Annotated in this window: 14 protein-coding genes; 8 read left to right on the forward strand and 6 right to left on the reverse strand. The window is 33.1% G+C overall.

Annotated elements, in window-relative coordinates; genetic code table 11:
* Window positions 1-58: 58 nt before the first annotated feature.
* From FPQ13_RS10725 to dptH, 4 genes are all read left to right on the forward strand, one after another.
* Entirely contained in the window at window positions 59-1519 is a 1461-nt protein-coding gene (locus tag FPQ13_RS10725) for an o-succinylbenzoate--CoA ligase (RefSeq protein WP_144089330.1), read from the forward strand.
* Window positions 1520-1725: 206 nt separating this feature from the next.
* On the forward strand, window positions 1726-4071 hold the full coding sequence (dptF, locus tag FPQ13_RS10730) for a DNA phosphorothioation-dependent restriction protein DptF (RefSeq protein ID WP_186279656.1): 2346 nt from the start codon (window positions 1726-1728) through the stop codon (window positions 4069-4071).
* A gap of 5 nt (window positions 4072-4076) precedes the next feature.
* Window positions 4077-5480, forward strand: a complete 1404-nt coding sequence (dptG, locus tag FPQ13_RS10735; RefSeq protein ID WP_144089332.1) for a DNA phosphorothioation-dependent restriction protein DptG — start codon at window positions 4077-4079, stop codon at window positions 5478-5480.
* Window positions 5461-10623, forward strand: coding sequence for a DNA phosphorothioation-dependent restriction protein DptH (gene dptH / locus FPQ13_RS10740; protein WP_144089333.1), 5163 nt, complete (start codon window positions 5461-5463; stop codon window positions 10621-10623). The genes dptG and dptH overlap by 20 nt, the downstream gene beginning before the upstream one ends.
* 56 nt (window positions 10624-10679) lie before the next feature.
* Here dptH and FPQ13_RS10745 read toward each other — a convergent pair whose 3' ends face one another.
* From FPQ13_RS10745 to dndB, 5 genes are read right to left on the reverse strand one after another with little or no spacing between them, the layout of a single operon-like run.
* Window positions 10680-11807 carry a cysteine desulfurase family protein gene (locus tag FPQ13_RS10745; protein WP_144089334.1) on the reverse strand — a complete coding sequence of 376 codons (1128 nt, stop codon included), beginning with the start codon at window positions 11805-11807 and terminating at the stop codon, window positions 10680-10682.
* Between the two features lie 19 nt (window positions 11808-11826).
* Window positions 11827-12195, reverse strand: coding sequence for a DNA sulfur modification protein DndE (gene dndE / locus FPQ13_RS10750; RefSeq protein WP_144089335.1), 369 nt, complete (start codon window positions 12193-12195; stop codon window positions 11827-11829).
* Window positions 12192-14174 carry a DNA sulfur modification protein DndD gene (gene dndD, locus FPQ13_RS10755; protein ID WP_144089336.1) on the reverse strand — a complete coding sequence of 661 codons (1983 nt, stop codon included), beginning with the start codon at window positions 14172-14174 and terminating at the stop codon, window positions 12192-12194. Before dndD ends, dndE begins: the two co-directional genes overlap by 4 nt.
* Window positions 14175-14192: 18 nt before the next feature.
* The gene (gene dndC / locus FPQ13_RS10760) at window positions 14193-15764 is read right to left on the reverse strand and encodes a DNA phosphorothioation system sulfurtransferase DndC (protein ID WP_144089337.1); all 1572 of its coding nucleotides are present in this window, start codon (window positions 15762-15764) and stop codon (window positions 14193-14195) included.
* Window positions 15754-16860, reverse strand: a complete 1107-nt coding sequence (gene dndB, locus FPQ13_RS10765; protein ID WP_144089338.1) for a DNA sulfur modification protein DndB — start codon at window positions 16858-16860, stop codon at window positions 15754-15756. Before dndB ends, dndC begins: the two co-directional genes overlap by 11 nt.
* A gap of 370 nt (window positions 16861-17230) precedes the next feature.
* Between dndB and FPQ13_RS10770 the strand changes: the two genes are divergently transcribed.
* The 4 genes from FPQ13_RS10770 (at window position 17231) to FPQ13_RS10780 (ending at window position 19548) form a co-directional block, all read left to right on the forward strand.
* Entirely contained in the window at window positions 17231-17872 is a 642-nt protein-coding gene (locus FPQ13_RS10770; RefSeq protein ID WP_144089339.1) for a hypothetical protein, read from the forward strand.
* Window positions 17873-17919: 47 nt separating this feature from the next.
* A complete protein-coding gene (locus FPQ13_RS13765) occupies window positions 17920-18063 on the forward strand; it encodes a hypothetical protein (protein WP_246065489.1) in 144 nt (47 codons plus the stop codon).
* 11 nt (window positions 18064-18074) lie between these two features.
* Complete coding sequence (locus tag FPQ13_RS10775) at window positions 18075-18416, forward strand: GrpB family protein (RefSeq protein ID WP_246065490.1); 342 nt, start codon at window positions 18075-18077, stop codon at window positions 18414-18416.
* 175 nt (window positions 18417-18591) lie between these two features.
* On the forward strand, window positions 18592-19548 hold the full coding sequence (locus FPQ13_RS10780; protein WP_144089340.1) for an acetamidase/formamidase family protein: 957 nt from the start codon (window positions 18592-18594) through the stop codon (window positions 19546-19548).
* A 114-nt stretch (window positions 19549-19662) separates the two neighbouring features.
* On the opposite strand, the gene FPQ13_RS10785 is transcribed toward FPQ13_RS10780, so the two are convergent.
* Window positions 19663-19866 carry a hypothetical protein gene (locus FPQ13_RS10785; RefSeq protein WP_144089341.1) on the reverse strand — a complete coding sequence of 68 codons (204 nt, stop codon included), beginning with the start codon at window positions 19864-19866 and terminating at the stop codon, window positions 19663-19665.
* Between the last annotated feature and the right edge of the window lie 17 nt (window positions 19867-19883).

Raw genomic sequence — 19883 nt, forward strand, 5'->3', positions numbered from 1 at the left:
CTTCATTTCAAATGTTACAATAGACATATATATACATACACAGCAAGGGGATGAGAGAATGACCATCATGCCACAATGGCTGAAGAAACGAGCTGCCATGACACCGGATCGAGAAGCGGTTGTTTTAAGTGATGATACACGATATACATTTAAAGAATTAAACGAGCATGCAGGTCAATATGCATATCAACTGAAGCAACAAGGAATAAACGAAGGCGACCATGTTGCTGTATTATCCAAAAATAGCTATGAAATGTTTGTCATGATTCATGCACTGCAAAAGATTGGTGCAGTCATGTTTCTATTAAATACACGTTTATCCGTCAATGAATTCTTATTTCAACTAAAAGACGGAGAAGTGACTCACCTATTATTCCAAGAAGGCTTTCGATCCGTCGTCGATGAACTAACTGTCGAAGTCAATCTACATAGCGTGTCTTTTGAGCAATTCTCTTTTGAAGGAAAGGTAGACGAAGGTATCGCTGAATTCGATTTGGACCACATAACGACGGTTCTCTATACAAGTGGAACAACTGGATTGCCAAAAGGCGTTCAGCTTACTTACGGAAACCATTGGTGGAATGCGAATGGATCTGTCTTAAACCTTGGACTAAATGCAGATGACCGCTGGCTACTTTGTGTACCACTATTCCATGTGAGCGGACTATCCATTTTATTCCGTAGTGTGATATACGGCATACCCGCTCACTTGCATGAGCGATTCGATGTCGAAAGCGTGCACGAAGACATCATGAATCACGGTGTAACGACAATGTCTGCCGTTTCTGTCATGTTAGAAGAATTAGTCGAACGATTGGGAAATGAATCATACCCAGAGAGCTTCCGTTGCATGTTACTCGGTGGTGGACCAGCGTCGAAATCGTTATTAGAATCGAGCAAGGAGAAAAGCATACCTGTCTTTCAAACGTACGGGATGACAGAAACAGCCTCACAATTTTGTACGCTAGATGAAGAAAATGCGTTAAGAAAATTAGGTTCTGCAGGCAAACCGTTATTTCCTGGGCAATTAAAAATCATGAATGATGCTGAAGAATGCCAGGTTGGCGAAGTCGGTGAAATACTCATGAAAGGTCCATCCGTTACCAAAGGCTACTGGAATCGCCCAGACGCCAACAAAGAAACCATTCACGACGGTTGGCTAAAAACCGGTGATTTAGGTTATCTGGATGAAGAAGGATTCCTATATGTAGTCGATCGAAGAAAAGATCTGATCATTTCTGGAGGTGAAAACGTTTATCCGGCAGAAATAGAATCCGTATTAAAATCACACCCATCTGTCAAAGACGCAGGAGTCGTCGGGAAAGAACATGAACGATGGGGACAAGTACCCGTCGCATTCGTCGTAATTCGTGATGAAGAGACGTTTTCAGCGGAAGCTTTGAAAGATCACTGTGAGAATAACTTGGCGAAATATAAAGTGCCGAAAGAGTTTCATGAGATTGATGAACTGCCGAGGAATGCTTCGAGGAAGTTGATGAGGAATAGGTTAGTTAACTAAATACATTAGAAAACGTATTGATAGCTAATTTGATAAAGGTATTCTAAGTGATTTGCTAGAATGTTTTTATTCTATTGATTAGGAAGGATAAAAATATATATTCTCTTAATCAACTAGTTACTAATATGCCAATGTGTTATTTAAAACAGTGTAAATATGATAAGATTATATTATGGAAATTCTTTTACATATAGGAGAGTATGTATATGAGTAAAGGATATTTAATTCAGTTTCTAGATGGTCTCGTTCCTAAAGCTTTTCAAAGTGCGAAGAAGATAGAAGATAACATTTATACAGATCCTCAATTTGCATGCATTAGTGCAAGAATTACATTAGAGGAAATAATAGATCAAGTCTTTAATGAGGAAAGTATTGTACTTAGATTCGATAAATTGTTCGATAAAATCATTCATTTGGATAATGAGGGTTATTTAACTCAGGAAATAAAAAGGTCTATGGATACGATCAGGAGTTTGGGAAATAGAGCAGCACATAATTCTAACTTCAATGATATTGAAGATGCAATAAAAGTATTTAAAGCAACCTACCAAATTGCAAAGTGGTATGCAGAAGTTTATTCGATAAACACAAGCGTACCTGAATATAGAAATCCCAAACCTTCAACGGTTACTTCTAATAGTAAGGAAGAGTTAGTTAATGAGGTGTTAAACCAATTAAAGGGTTTCAATCCAAACCTTACAAATATAAGAGTAGATGAACCAGATAAATCAGATAAAGCAGATAAAACTCAAAGTGAATCGTCCATCTCTGATGAAAGTAAGAAAAAAACTAACCTAATTAAATATAAATTAAAAGAGACTGAAAGCTATTTAGTGACAGAATTAAAAAGGTTACAAGAATCGTCACAAGAAGCTATAGAAAGTCCAGAAAACTTCAGTGAATTAAAAGATTATTTACACGTTGACCGTCAGATTCAGCTAGATCTAGAAAAAATGTTAGAAAAAGAAAATTCACTAACTAGACAAGAGAACAGACCTTCCTTAATTTTATTAAGCGGAAGTGTAGGAGATGGTAAATCTCATTTATTATCATACTTAAAGGAAAAGAAAGCGCATTTAATAGAAGATTATAAAATATATAATGACGCTACGGAAAGCTTTGATCCTCACAAGAGTGCCATCGATACTTTAAATAATGAACTTGATGGTTTCTCGGATCAAAAAATAAATAAATCTAATGACAAGATTATTATTGCTATTAACTTAGGTATTTTAAATAATTTTCTAGAGGCAGATCACGGTAACAAGACTTTCCATAAGTTAAAAAAGTTTATTGAGAATAGTAATGTGTTTCAATCTGACATTGCTGCTTATTATTCTGAGAATGAGTTTAATATTCTTAGTTTTAGTGATTATCAAACCTTTGAGTTATCAGAGAATGGTCCGGATTCATCATTCTTTTCTGGAATTTTTAATAAGGTGTTTAATTTTGGTGAAAACAATCCTTTTTACCAAGCATATAAATTAGATGAAGAAAGAGATTTAAAATCAATTGTACACGAAAATTTTTCATTTATGGCCAATAAGGACGTACAAAAAAAAGTTGTTAGATTGCTAATAAATACAATTGCCCAAGATAAATTGGTTATTACTGCTAGATCACTTTTTAATCTAATAGCAGATTTAGTTATTCCACGACAGTTTGACATGTTAAACGAATTTGAATGGGGTCCTATCGAAAAATTAAATTATACGACTCCTAACCTTCTTTTTGATCGAAAAGAAAGGTCTTATATATTAAAGTCTATCAATAAACTTGATCCAATAAATTATAGAACTAATTTGACAGATAGTATATTAATTGAACTCAATACTTTGGATGATTGGAATCATATCATTGATGAATTAATTAGTGAAGAAATCTCTTATCAATGGTTGGATCAGATAGCCAAACTGAGGAGTGAATTTAAAGAGGAGGGCGAGAATTTTCTATACTCTAGTGAAGAGGAATTCTTCAAAACGGTTATTAGAACAGCATTTCTAACTTCAGATAGAGTTCACGAAAACATCGCACCTAAGTCATTCGATCAATATTTTAATTATTTATATTCATTTAATACTTATGACATTAAAAAGATAGAAGAATTTTATAAAAAAGCACACGAAGCAATCTATGCATGGAAAGGCAGTCCGAAAAATAAATATATTTATATAAATAGTAATGGGAAATTCAAAGTTGCACAGTATTTGAGTTTAAGTCCCTATATTGATCATTTAAAGAAAAACGAACAAGGCAAGTTGTCTAGTTTCACTTCGAACATTACTATAGCATTTCATAGTGGGGATGCGTCTCGAAAAGCATTTTTGGACGTTGATTATAGCTTATTTAAATTAATCTTAGAAGTACTAGAAGGTTATTGTCCTAACAAAAAGGATGAAGAAGATGCGATACAATTTACAGAATTTATAGATCAACTAATGGAATTCGGTAACTATAAAGATGAATTACTCATTCATATTCCCGAAGAGACTAAATTGTTTAGATTAGAGAAGAATCAATTTGGTGGATATTTATTCGAAAGGGAGAAGTGAAAAACATGAATAATAAATTAGAAGTTGATGTGTTAAATAAAATAGTAGCTCCCCAACGTCACCAAAAAGGAGATATTAATGAAGTAATACCTTTTGCGAGTAATGACTCAAAGAATATGTTAAAGGGTAATTTTAAACCTGTAGTAGGGAACTTTACTCGCTTAGTTTCTAATGAAAAGTTAGAAGATAACCAGAGTTTTTCTTTTTTGACTGAAGATAAAGGTGAGTATGATAGTTCGTTGATTAGCCAGATGACTAATGAGGTTGATATCCAGCAAGATAGTGACCGGTATGTATTGGAAAAGTTGATAGAAGAGCATCTATTCCAAGAGAATAGTAATGTGAAAATTATACATCCCTACATCTTTAAATATCAATCTTCCTCATCAGGTAACAAAGGGAAATTAGAATTAAAAGTTGCTAGATTTCTAAAAGATATTCTAGCAGGTAGTGATTTGGATTCTTTCAAAGAGGTATTTGATAAACAGGGTGATGAAGATTTACTTGTTTCTATGATACTTTCTCATTTAGATGAATTAAAAACGAATTATGATAGTAGAACTTATCAAAATTTGTTACCACATATTTCTAAACAATTCGCTGATGACTTTAATTTTTTAAGTAAAAATAAAGACTTCTTTCTTGAACATTTTCAAAGTTTGCTACATCATTATTACTTTTTATACCTATCTCAGTTGGTGTTTAAATTTGAAAAATTTGAGGAAGGCGATTTTGATAGGACAGAACCTATTTTTTACACATTAGACTGGGAGTCTTTAAGTAAACGTCGTAAGTCATTTGATGGATTATTTAATTTTAAAAGTTTTAGAGCTCGTTCAGAAAATGTCTTTGTTCATTTACATACACAATACCAGTTGAGTCACAACTGGTTAAATGGTGAAAAGAAGTTTATGAGTTACAGAGAAATAAAAGACAGTCTAGAGAATGGTGCTACACCTAGAGAATGTGAAGAATTTCTAGAAGATTTAAATGAATGGTTAAAGATATATTCTGAAAAGATGGAACTAAAATCAATCAATAAGGTCAATAACTTAGAAGAAGGCTTTAAATCTTTGTTTAATTTGTTAAGACAAGGTATGTCTAAGGATGTCTGCACAAATATTGGGAAACTTTTTGAAGATGCAGCCCACGGTAAGTTTCTGAAAGCTAGAGGGAGCCTTGGATACACATTGAATATTACACAAGATTTTCTGATACTATTAACGGCTTTATCAGTTAAGAATAAAGAAAGAATTGCTTTAAATTCACTGTTCGAGGAATTTGAAAAAAGAGGAATTGCACTCGATAGGTATTCAAAAGAAGAAGTAGTTAATTTGTTAGATAACTTAAATATACTAGAAAAGAAAAGTGATAGTGGTGATGCCCAATATGTCAAAGCTATTTTATAAAAGTATAAGTGAGATGCTAGTTAATAAATTAGGTGGTTTTATATCTCCTGGAGACCGTTTCTTTTTACGTCTAGATGAAGTTAAGGAGGCAGAAGATTTAATTACTGCTTTAAGAGAACGTAAAGAAATGCAACCGTTTCTTTATACTCACAGATCAGGTTCTAAATATCAAACATTCTCACTGGATATCAATGGTATAAAATTAGTAATCGCCTCTACTACTGAGAATGTAACACCAGATTTCTTAGTGACACTAAGAAATGAAGTGGGAGACCAAAAAGATAATTGGAAGAACACTGCTCTATTAAGTATTGTTACAGAACAACTTGACAGTATTCAGGGTGGTAGTAGCAGTCTACAAAAAGAAGGAATGCCATTGCATCCTGAATCTCTATATAATTATCTTAACGAAAGAATAAAAAGCAGTAACCTAAGTAGTGAAGAAGCTACAATTCTTCAATACATTTTAGAACACCTAGATAAAGACAAAATAATTCAACAAATAAATTTCTTAGATTTCAAAGAAATTTTTAGAGTCATTGAGAAGGGTTATATTAGTGAAAAAGATTATTTAAACTTTGGATTATTTAAGGATCACGAAATTGAAAATAAATCACCATCTGAATTAAAAAACCGGTTAAATGAAAACTTTAGGTTATTTGAAAAAGTTAAAAATATTCATGAGTTTAGTAATTCTGTTGATGATGAACTAGAAAAGATTTTTAGTGAAAAAGGTGTTAATTTACTAAAACAAGAAAATTGGAATGAAACACGATTTTCAGATGTCTTTCAAGCAAATGAAGAAAAAGTGTTAGAAAATAAGGGTGCAAAAGTAACTCTTAATAAAATAAATGTTCCACATATGGATTTCTGGGAAAAGCCACTAAAAGAAAACACTGCTGCGGGTAAAAGAAAACGACAAATAATTATCTTTAATGAAAATAACAGTGAATCAGTGGAATTACATGCTAACTTTGAGTTGAGTGGCGAGAATCTGAAGAGCTTAAAACAAGAATATGTGAGAGTACCTAAAGAGTTTCAGCCATTAATCGAGTATCAAATCGGTAACAAAAATTTAAAAATAAAATTGAAACCATCCACTACGGAACCGACATTTGCAAGAATTAGTTACAAACATAATAAGAAGGCTTCCTTAGGAGCAGAGTTTCATATAGTTATACTTCCGTTTGGTGAAGAATTTATTAGTAGTCTTAAAACAAGCTATACAGTAAATACAACATCTAAAGGTATTGAAGTAAACTCAGATAAGTCTCAGATACTATTAGGTAATACTGGTTTGTTTATGAAAAGTGTAGAAGTAGATCAACCTAACAAGTTAATAACATTAAGTGAGAATGAGGGAGTTGACCTTCGTCCTCAAGTAGATGCTTATAATGACAAAGGTGAATTATTTGTTTATGTTCAGGTCAATGAATATAAACCGATGAAATTATTAATCATTAATGAATTACCGGAAACTACTCCGATTAACGCTTCTAAGTTATGGAAAATGAAGAGAGAGTTGCAAAGCGACTTTATTCTCCATAATAATAGATTGATTATTGGTAACAGGGAATTTTATAGACATGCTGAATTTTCAACTTTTTTAAATTGGGAAGAAGAGTGGCTTGCTCATAATATATTGGCAGCAAGAGTAGAAACAGACTTACTATATGCAGAAGAATTAAAAATTAATGAACCTTTAAAGGATGCTTATTTCAATTTACAATCCTACTTTATAAATGAAGCTAAGACCCTTCCTACTTTAGCACATGTGAGTAGTAAGTTTGTTGAGGTAGCTACCATTTATTTAAGAGAATATATTGAAGAAATACAAAATATTCGTAATGATTCTGAGGCTAGAAAAAGAGTCGATTTGATGAAATTAGGGACCCAAAGAGAAGGAGATAGTATTTATCTTACCCCATTCCATCCCTTGGTAGTCGGCTACCAATTACAAATTACTAAAATGATTGGTTCCGAAGAAATTGATAAAAGTATACTTGATAGATTAAATCCGAATGGACTATTACCTTATATATACGATGAAAAAGATCAACTTTATAAACCGGATACTGAAACTAATTCAAAGGAATGGATCAAATATAGACCGGTAAGTGAAGTGTCGATAGCAGATGCAACAAGTTATTTGGGTAAAGTTGTTTATGACAAATTAGAACAATTTGAGGAGCATTTCACTTATTTATTCGTTAAAGGCTCCAAGTCACCTATTAAAGTGAATTTGGTGAATATGTCAAACGATGAGGAAGCTTTAAAAGGAATAATTGAATGGTTTATTGATAGAGTTAAAAAAGCAGGTAAAGAAAGCGTAAACCCAATCGAAGTATCAGTTTACTTAAATGAAAACAAAATCAGTGCTTTTGACACTTTTTCAAAGTTAAATAATCCTGAAGAAGTTTACGAAAAATTCGGATTGAAATTAAAATCAACTGAATATGATGAAAGAGACTTACTCAGATTTATTCGGGAAAATATTTTCTATTATAAATATGGATTAAAAGATAGTTTGCGCTATTCACATTTAACATTTTACAAAATGACAGGCGAGGAAAAATATGCTATACAGCCAATGAGTGAAATGAAAACGGGAATCAGCTTAGATGGCTTATTATCATCAGTTCCTTCTATGAAAAATAAGGATTCTTACGTAACAGGCTTTGGAATCAAAGAGTATGAATTTGATGATGATACAACTCTTTTATTACAAGTAGCTAAAAGCCTAAACGAACTAGCTGCTAATGTTAGCAATCAAGGCTTTAATTCATATAATCCTGGTCAGGCGATCATGAGTCGTACATTAATAGAAGATGAAACAAGTATAGATAATGTTTTTGAATCTTCTTATTGGGTAACATTTGTAGACCCAGTTGTTGACTTGGAATTTTTCCAAAACTACAATAGCAGTTTAGTTGTTATTCATTACAGTGATCAATATTCATCGTCAAGTAGGTATGATGCTATTACAGTTACTGATAAATCTACTCAATACAGAAAGGTTATATTAGAATTTTTAAAAACCAAGAATATTGATATTGATGAAAATAAAGTAAACCACGTAATCAGAGCTTTTAATGCTTTTAATGGAGAATGGTTACTAAGGATTGTTGGAAGTAAAGGGCACTATGATAAAGAGAAATTAAGTATAATATCTGCAATAAAATATGCTATGGCTTTTTTCAATCATACAAATATTTTATGGGTGCCTGTAAGCTTAGAGGAAGTGTTGAGGGTAGCTGGTGCAGTTGGACTGAATAAAGGTAACGGTGTTTTCACAGCAAAAAATTTAGGTGTAAAAGGTTCTCATAGCGATGATTTATTATTGATCGGTTTAGATTATAAGAATGATAAAATTCAATTACATTTCTTTCCGATTGAAGTAAAAATTGGACAAAATTATTCTCAGGTGATTGATAAAGCAAAGGACCAAATTAATAAAACCAAAAAATTGCTTGTAGACAACTTAACTGATGAAGACTCTAATAATATAAATTTTTCAAGAAAGTTTTATAGGCAATTTTTTGTTCAGCTATTTTTATCGAACCTAAACAAGTTATTTCAGAGTGATTTATGGCCTGAAAAAGGTTTTTATCTGACTGATGATATCAAAGCAAAGCTGTTAAGTGATGACTTTGAGATTTCTGAAGAATTAGTTCCTTTGATTGGAAAAGGAGCAATTGTTTCTTTTGAAAATGATCGATATGTTAGTTCTGTTAGAATAGATGAACAGGTTACATTATTAAATTTACCAATAGAGAATGGTTATAAAGGCGTTATAGAATCAATCGAGCATTTATTTGAAAAAATTTCAAGTGGTAAATCTGATTTACCTACTGAAAAGTTGTTGTATAATAATTATAAAGTTAGCGACACCGAGATTCCTGAAGAACCAATTGTTAATGACGGTGCACAAGTTGAATCGCTTCCTAAAGAAACTGAAACATCCAATTCACCAGAAACAACTATAGTTAAAAATCCGCCTAAAGCGATTACTGATATTGAAAAAGTAAGAGTATTAATAGGAACGGTAGAAGGTTCTAATAAAAGTATATACTGGGAATTTGGTAATAAACAATTAGCAAACCGGCACCTATTGATTTCAGGTAAATCCGGACAGGGAAAAACGTATTTTATGCAATGCTTATTGCTAGAACAAGCATTGCAAGGTATTCCTAGTATCGTAATTGATTATACAGAGGGATTCTTACCAAATCAGCTCGAAACAGAGTTTGTCAATGAATTAGATAACAAATTGGATCAGTGGATCGTATATAATAGTGGCTTTCCTATAAACCCTTTTAAGAGAAATACAAGGAATATAGGAGGAATTGATTTAGAAGAAGATGAGACTGATGTAGCTGAGAGAATTAAAAGTGTTTTTTCTTCTGTTTATACAACACTCGGCGTTCAGCAATTAAACGCTATTTATGAAGCAACAAGAAATGGTGTAAAGAAATACGGCGAGCAAATGAACTTGATACAATTGAGGTATGAGTTAGAAGATATCGGTAGTTCATATGCTAGAAATGCTGTATCTCAGATCAGTAATTTAATTGATCGTAATCCATTTAGATCCACTGACAATGAAATGGACTGGGGAAAGATCATTAATAGTGATGGAACAGTTAATGTAATTCAGTTAACAGGTTATCCTCGAGATGTTCAATTAATGATTACTGAATTTATTCTTTGGGATTTATGGAACTATTCAGTTAGAGAAGGAAATAAAGATATACCTATTCCGGTAGTAATGGACGAAGCACAAAATTTAGATCACCGAGAGAATTCCCCATCTGCAAGAATACTAACTGAAGGGAGAAAATTCGGTTGGTCTGGTTGGTATGCTACTCAATTTTTGAAATCGCAACTTGATTCGGATGAATTAGCTAGGTTACAAAATGCATCTCAAAAAATATACTTTTCTCCTCCCGAACAAGAAATTAGTAATATAGCAAGCAGTATAGCAAATGATAATGCAGAAAGAAAAAGGTGGGAAAAAATATTATCTTCGTTACAAAAAGGTCAATGTGTTATTCATGGACCGATCGTTAAAGAAGATGGTAACTTATCTAAGCCTATTGCTGAGGTTGTTAATATTTCAAGTTTAAGCGAGCGTTATGAATAAAAAAGCTGTTCCGATTGTTAAGCAATCGGAACAGCTTTTTTGATATGAAGTTATATTTATAATTGGTTAAAAATATCTAATTCTTGTTTACTAACCGAAGGCGATAAAGAAATCCTAATTGTCGAGCGAATGTGTTCTAAATCATACCCCATAGCCTTTAAAACATGACTTGGTTTACTAGTACTGCAAGCAGAGCCCGTAGAAACAGCTACGTACGGTGCTAAATTTTTTACAAGCAATTCATTATTAATCCCAGGAAAAGTAACACTTAAAATTCCGGGGATCTTGTTATCTTCTAAATGATTAAATTTTACACGATCCTTATATTTTTCTTTAAGTAGTTTATAAAGGTAAACTTCATTTTGTTTAAGCTCTGCTATGTTTAACTCTAAGTTATCCAAAGCTATTTCAGCGGCTTTACCAAAGCCCACAATGTTATGAACAGCTAAGGTGCCACTTCTTAGTCCATTTTCTTGCTCACCACCATGTAGAAGAGGAGTTATCTTAGTGGGTAATCCTAATTCATCTTCTCTAATGATTGCTGCCCCAATTCCTTTCGGACCATGCAATTTATGTGCAGAGTATGACAGGAACCTTAAACCAGGATAGTCTTCAAGATCAATAGGGTGCTTTCCTACTACTTGAGTAGCATCGCTATGAAACAATATGTTATTTTCAAAACAATATTGAGCTACTTCGTGAATAGGATTTAGTGATCCAATTTCATTATTTCCCCAAATCAAAGTAATTAACAATGGTGGTGTATCCTCTGCACATTTTTTTAATTGCTCGAGGTCAATTCTTCCATATTGATCGACATCTAGATAGGTTACAAAAAACCCTTTTGATTCTAAATACTTACAAGTTTCTAATACAGCAGGATGTTCTACTTGAGATGTAATAATATGTTTTCCGCGTTTTTCGTTATAATAATCTGCTATACCTTTTATAATCATGTTGTTACTCTCAGTAGCACCACTTGTAAATATAACTTCTTTTGATTTGCATCCAACTAAATTAGCTACACGTTCTCTAGATATCTGCACTGCATGTTTGGCGTTGTCAGCTTTTGAATAATATTTACTTGATGGGTTGCCGAACTCTTCTAGAAGATAAGGAAGCATAGCATCTTTAACTTCAGGCAACACAGGGGTTGTTGCACTATTGTCCAAGTAAAGTGTCATAAACTTCACCCCTTTAAATTTATATTTTTAAAAGATTACTTACGAAGCGGTCTGCATTTCCTGCATGTCTATATTCATTCTCCAATAAAGAAATACCTCTTTCTAGATGTGCATTGAATAGATCTGGAAAAAATTCTTCATCGGAAATTTCCTTTTTCATATGTTGAGTAACTAAAGCCTTATAAACATAATCATATTCTCCAGTTAAAGTATTTCGATTAAATTCCAAACCTGAAGTATCATTTATCTCATTTTGTGGTTCTTCTTCTATTTTTAATGAAAGTGATACTGCCAACCTAGAAAGTATATTGGGTGTTAGTTTGGTTGAGGCTTGTAGGCTTTTTAGTTTTTCACCAGTTTCAGAAGAAGTTCTTAATCTAAAATTCATGTTCTAACACCATCTTCCTCATCTAAAAATAAGTATTCATTATAAATTGCTACACTTTGAGTTTTATTATCAAAATCTAGCGTATAAGCCTGCGATAGGTAAGGTTCGATTAGACTATAGTGCTGATCATCAATTTCAGTATCTGTAGATAATACTAATGTCTGCTCTCCACTTGAAGGTAATAATTCGCTAAGTACAGCAGCCTTATGCTTTTTGTCAAGACGTCCCAGTAGAGTGTCGTATATAAATGGAACACGGCGACCAGAAGCTTTAAACACTGCCCAGATTATTGATAGTAGTATGATTTCTTTTTCGCCTGCAGATAGATTGTTAATATTATGTTTTTCCATATTTTCATTAAAAACCACAATTTCATAATCTTTATGAGATATGGATAAGTGTGATATATAATTTTGCTTACGCATTAGTTGATTTAACATTCGTAAAGCTTCAGATTCAACTTCTTGTAATTTTTTCTGAATCTGCACCTCTCTGAATTGTTTGCTTGTTTTAATTAGATCATCTATTAAATTAAATGCGTTATTTTGTTTATTTTGTTTATATCTTTCTTTTTGTTTTTCTTCAAGTTTGGCCTCTAGATCTGTGAGTTGCTTTGAATGCTCCGTTAAAGATAATTGTAAGTCTTCTAGTAAGTTCTTTTCATTCTCAATAGCTGATTTTAAATTTTCCATTTGCTTAACCATATTAGTGAACTCATTAGTTTCATCATGTACTTTTAGTTTTTTCCTGATAAGTTGTGCTTCTTCCAACAAACTCTGATTCTCTTCTATTAAATTAGTATAGTAATCTGAGTGACTATTGGATACTAAGCTATTCATTTGAAATACTTTATTCTTTTGATCATTAGAGGCATCATGCAATATAAGCTGTTTTTCTGGTTTCATATGAGCTAGCAAACTATTTCTTAATTGATCTTCTTGGTGTTCGAGTCCTAAGTCAGCTTGGATTCTAATTAACTTTTCATTAGACAGATTTTTGGAAAACTCCTTGAATATTTTTTGTGTATTTTCATCTTCAAGTTGTTTTGTCGTTTCACTCAATAGTTCTTGATTTATATAAAATGGTAAAACTGTTGCAATATATTCCTTAAGTTCATTACTAATATCTTTTCTTTTATTTTCAATAGAATTTAACTTGATCAGTAATTCATCTCTTTGCTCTTTATAAAGACCACCGTGTGTCTCGAAGTCTTTTTCAATGGAATATAAGTCATTAGATAATTGAGATACCGATTCTTCCTTAGACTTAATATCAGTTAGTAAATCTTCTTTGATCGCTAAATATTCATCAATTGAATTTTTTAATTCAGCAATTTCTTTATCAATTTTACTACTTTGATTACTGTTAATTTTTCGATTAGAAAATGTATGCAAGTCTGTTTCTAAGTTTTCAAACAAACTTAAATTAAACACGACTTTTGATAAGTTTTGCAAATACGTGGCAAGTAAATCATCATTAATTATTCGAGAGATTTCCTCACCGTCAAATAAGCATAAATCAAATAATTCAGGAGGCATGTTCTCCCTGAGTTTTGATTGATAAAGTTCTTTTTCTGCTTCATTTAATAAAAGGCTGTCTTTTTTTATAATAAGAGATTCAGTTAAGTTATTGTTTTTAAGTTTCCAAGAACGAATAAAAGTGAAGTCTGCTTTTTTATAATCTTCTACTTCAGAGAAATTTAATTGAATTGAGAACTGGTTTTCACTATTTTTTACAGCCTGTGAATTTAAATAGTTTGTGATTATTTCAATATAAGGCTTACTTTTATCTGTCTTGTAACCATAAGCATATGAACCAAATAATGTTATTTTAATTGCATTTAGTAGAGTGGTTTTTCCAGCACCATTTTGTCCTCCAATTAAAATAATGTTTTTTTTAGGATTATTAATACTAAAATCAATAGTATTTTTCTTTCTATATGCCCCAAAGTTTTCAAGGGTTATAGATTTTAGTTGCATAGTTTATTATCCCTTCATTTAAATGTGTAAATAATCTTGAGTTAATGCTTTTTCAATCTCTTCATATATTCCTCTTTTAATTTTGTAACCTGAATATTCTTTTTCTATGCCAATCAGCTTTTGAACTAATTTAAAGTCTATATTGTTTTTCTCGCACAATATCTCTAAATCAGTTATTTGTTCACGGTTAAAAAGTGGCTGGTCGTCATAATCCCAATCTAATTCAAATCCCATAACTTCTTCATAAATATCTGGCATTTTATCTTCCCAGTCACCTTTTTCCAACCAAAATCTTCTAATAATTCTTAGTTCCTCTTCTTGAATTAACTCAAAAGAAGGGTCAGAAGGATGCTCCAAATCCCTTTGAACTTCTAATAGATATCTTAAAATCTCTTGTCTTGCTTCCAACGTAAATGGCCCTAACCCTAATTGTGCGAAGCTACCATCATTTCTTTTGATTAATATATTGTCGTCCCCGGATGCACTTAAATCAATATTTTGTTCAGTTAAGTAATTGCTTAGATCGTTTTCCTCAACAATATTAAATTGATCGATAAGAATTACCTGTTTAGCTCTACTACCTTTTTTAGGTAGTACTGCATATAATTTTTCGTCTATTTCTTCGATTTGAACATTAAGGAAGTAAATTTGACCGTCCATTCGATATTTCATTCTTCTTGTACGGTCATCACGTATATCTGCTAACCAGTTTCTGAATTCGAGTAGTGGACGCATCCATTCCTCGCCGTTCTCGATAAACCCGTTGAGTGCTTTATCTTCGCTAACCACTGTACATGTCCAACAACCGAAGCGGCTATTACCACAAGAACCCGCTGACTCTTTTACAGTTTTATCAATTACCAGAGGACACTCGCCGGTGCTATTAGAGTCTGCATACAATTTATATAATTCAGTATTGTCATCACCCCAAGGTGAAGTATTGTTTAAAAGATACTCCCAGACATCATCTAATTTAAATTTTTTTATAGGAGCAAATACATATGCATTTGTAAGAGTTGAGTGTTTCATCAACCGCTTACCTTCGATAGTGTGAGAATTAATTACGTTTGCTCTTGTGGCACTTTCGTCTTCACGAACGCCTAATAACATTATAACCTCACCAAATTTAGATACTTTGTCCTTAACGAATTTATTCGCAGGATCGATCTTCATCCTATCTGTACACCAACGCATTTGCTGGTTAGGAGAAGGGTATCCTTTTCCTATGATGTTAGCCCAAAATGATTGCTCAGGCTCTGGCTTAACCTTATGTGTTTCTATTGGCAAACCCAATTCTAAAGCTTTTGATTGAATTCTGTGTAATGTCGTATTAATAGATTGGATAATTAGTGGTGTCTCTACAAGAGTATCAGATGAGATAATAAATACTTTTTTATGAAGTTGTTTAGGATCTAACTCTTTTAACGCTTCAAAAACGATTTGACTTACCACGGTTGAATCTTTACCTCCACTATATCCAACAACCCAAGGTCTCTCATCTTCCAAATACACTTCTTTGATTTGCTGTTTAGCTTCCTCAATTAGAGATTTATTTTTGTTTAGCATTGTATCTATGATATTACTTTGCATTATTTTTGGCCTCCTTAAATTTTCTTTCTGCTTTTTGGTCACTCTCTGATAGTTTAAGTCCAACTTTTTCTTTTATAAGATTCGCAGTCAATTGGATCGTAAGATTGGTTTTTTGAATTCTCCCTTTTTGAGAAAAAGCGCGACCTTCCCAGTCTTTGACGTTCGTTCTGCTCCAATCAATTTTGTTAAGAGACCTTATATAATTTTGCCAATTATCAGGATCTTGCTCATATGCTGCTTTTCCCACTAGGCCGACAGCTTCTAGAAAGACTCCATGTCCGACAATAAAATTCATTCTTAGCTCTTTCGGACTTATGTCTTTATTGAATACCATCTTCCATTCAGCAATACTATCACAGAGTACTTTCCAAAATTCTTTAACAAATTTTTCTTCAGTTTCGTCTAGTATGTCTCCTTTACTTTTACCTACTAATCTCAGAATGGTATTAAAAACGTGATTGAGAGCAACCAATTTCGGAGAATTCTTTGATAGATTGACTCTCTCAGTATCTGTATATCTTACTAATAGTTCGTTCTCAGAAACAACGTCTTTTGTAAGCAATGCAAGTTGGTCTCTGTGATCATAAAGAATCCCAATAGAAGTAGTAGTGTTAACTGCATGTCGATTAAGATCAGCGAATATTTGTTGAGAATTTTTTAATCCTTCATCAGCAAAAAATACAACAGATATCGTTTCTTCTCCAAGTTCAGGCGAAATTTTTAACGCTTCTTCAATAGCAGCTCTGCGGTGTTGACCATCATTAATTAAAAATCGGGAATCTAGCGAAACTTGTAATCGACCAAGGTCGCCCCATGTTTTTTCTTTACTAAAAGGTTGAAACTCCATTTCACCATCGATTGAAGCGGTCAAAGACGAAAAAACATAATTGTCTGTGTTATCTAGTATGTAATTTGTTATCTCTGGGACTCTATTTTTATTTAGAATTCTTTGTGCTCTATGTTGTGCTGGTATTTCTTCTTCATTAAATAGAAAAATTTTAGGGATCAAGCGTAAGGGACACATGACAACATAATATTCTTTTTCGGCCTGATATCCCCTTAATGCTGGAAAAGTATAACTAAAAGCTGTATCCATAGTAAAATTCCTCTCCGTTTTTTACGTACGTAATTCATATACTTAGTATATTACATCATCGGCACAATTTAAATTAAAAAGATATAAAAAAATATGTTTTTACATAATTTTTTATATTGACCGTCAGAATATAAAAAATTTGTTATAATGCATACAAAAGAGTGATTTATACTAAGGGAAGGAATCTACGAAGCAGTCATCAATCCTAAGCTGGTTGGTTCGTTAACAGAGTTTGAAAAAGAGAAAATCGCTATTGTTAAAGAACCAATTATTTAAACAGAGTGAAGCAAGACTTAACAGATTATATATCATATATTACTAGGATAGCCTTAAATAATAAGAGTAACTTCTAATTTTGTGAGGGATTATAATGGAAAGTAAAATAGAATACTATGAAAATCAATCCTATAAATTCGACCCACTTGAGCACTTTACTATTCGAATTGAAGAGATGAAGAAACAATCAAGTTATGGCAAAATGGTTGCCTCAAAATGGATGGATATTTACGAACAGATTCTTACCAATGAAGGTTACCCAGTAGTACATCCCATTGGTCAGGAGACTTTTTCGTTATACGCGGAATTTCCAACGGGGGTATTTGAATATGCACTAGATATTGATGGAGCAACAGAATTTATTAAAGAAAACAACATTGAGCCTCTAAAAATCTCTCCGAAAGAAATTATTCAAGCTGTCGACACTGGCAATATAAATCGAGATCCTAATCTTATAAAACCAAATCATAAAAATCCTATAATGATACTTCAAAGTAAGTATCTAACTGACAATCACCCATATTGTATTAATGGAAATCATCGAATTTTTGAAGCAGAAAGAAACAACGATAAAGAAATAGAAGTTTATCTGTTCAGCGAATTAAAGTTTGATCCTTTCTTCTATGATACTTTTAGTAAGGCAATCTATTTCTTTGAAATTGATTACTGGAACGTCATTTTAGATAAAAGATATTTATTAAACAATGAAAACGAAGCATTCGCTTACAGGCTGTAGTAATGAGTTTTCACCTACCTAAAACTACTGAAAGTTGAGGACATTCAATGGAAAAAGTAAATTTCATCTCCGACGACAAACTGTATATAAAAGCAGAAGAAGCCTTTATAAAGCATAAAGCATTCCTTCAAAATTTACTTCCAGAAGCAGACATCAACATATCGGCAGTACAGCAATCCCGGGGAGTTTAACCAAAGGGGATTTGGATATTCAAGTGAGAGTGACAGCTGCAGAGTTTCCGAGCGCTGTTACTGCGTTAACGAAACATTACGGGGTTAATGAGGGAAGTACACAAACAGATACATTTCGAGCGTTTCAAGATGATGCGGCGGAACCTCCTTTAGGTATCCAGTTGACAGTTATCGATTCTGATCTTGATTTCTTTTGGAAGATTCGAGATGTTTTAAAGTTAAATGACCAGTTCTTACAAGAATACGATGATTTAAAAAGAAAATATGAAGGCAAAGATATGGAAGCCTACCGAGATGCTAAAAGTGATTTCTTTGAAAAGTTGATGTCGTCGCCGGAGTATAAGCGTTTATAACTTTAGTGCTAACAGTGAAATCGCTAAGTTTGTAAAACTTCCAACCACCCATTGACTTTCCCACACAAAATTACTACAATTTATATAATTTTATGAAAAAGGAGTTTCGACAATTTGTTGAGCTTCTTTTTTATATTATATTGCAGAAAACGATACAGCATAGGGGGCTTAGTCAATGGGTATTCATCATCACAATCATCCGTATATGACGATTCATGATTTCAACGAGCACAGTCATATTGGGTGGAACAATTCTTTAAAACCGATTGCAGAAGTGGAATCTGGACAAGTGGTAACGTATGAGATCACCGAGGCGTCTGGTGGCCAATTCACAAAGAGATCTACAGCACAAGATGTAGCAAACATTGATTTCTCAAAAGTGAATCCAGTAGCAGGGCCTGTATATGTGAAAGGTGCACAGCCTGGCGATACGTTGGAGGTCGAATTTCTCGATTTTAAACAATTGGATTGGGGTTGGACAGCACTCATTCCTGGCTTTGGTTTACTTGCAGAGGATTTCAAAGATCCAGCGATTAAAATTTTCGATTTGAAAAAGCGAAACACAACTGAATTTTTAGATGGCATTGATTTATTTTTAAAACCTTTCCCAGGTACGGTCGGAGTTGCGCTTCCTGAAGCGGGAGATTTCAGTATTGTCCCTCCACGAAAGAATGGGGGGAACATGGATATTCGCCACCTGACAAAAGGAGCAAAGCTTTACTTGCCTGTTTGGGTGGAAGGCGTGTTATTTTCCATAGGTGATACGCATGCCGCTCAAGGGGACGGTGAAGTATGTGGAACGGCGATTGAAGCTTCAATGGAGGCAACCGTTCGCTTTAAGCTGCATAAAGGGAAAACAATTGCCGAGCCGCGCTATGAGATTCCTGGACCTCCAACACCAGAAGCGGATAGCCGAGGCTACTTTGTGACGACTGGCCATGGTGAAGACATTTTCAAAGCGTCTCAAAATGCGATCCGGTACATGATTGAGCACTTGGTGAGTGAATACCGCATGACGGAAGAAGAAGCTTATATGCTTTGTAGTATCTCGGTAGATTTAAGAATTAGCGAGATTGTCAATTCACCGAATAGTCTTGTATCTGCGTTTTTACCGAAGTCTATTTTTAGATAGGTTAGTTATTGCTCTATGGACATTTGAATAGGGAAGTTAAAAATAGAACTCCAAGATGAACTCGGAGTTCTATTTTAATTATAGGCCGTCAAGCCACGATTTCATTACATAACCTTAACGAGGAAATTGAATTAATGAAACATCGTCAAAAAACTTCACCTTGTATCCTAAACGAACAAGTTCTTTTTCAACTTCCAAGACATACCCACCTGATTGATTAACTTCATGGACGATATTCCTCAACTCTTCTTCATTAGCTGTATTTGGCAAGTAAAAAATGTATGAAATGGCATTTAAAAATGCATGCCCACTTGCCACCTCAATTTATTGGTTCA

The sequence above is a fragment of the Allobacillus salarius genome (genome assembly GCF_007559425.1).
In the GTDB taxonomy this organism is placed as follows: domain Bacteria; phylum Bacillota; class Bacilli; order Bacillales; family Alkalibacillaceae; genus Allobacillus; species Allobacillus salarius.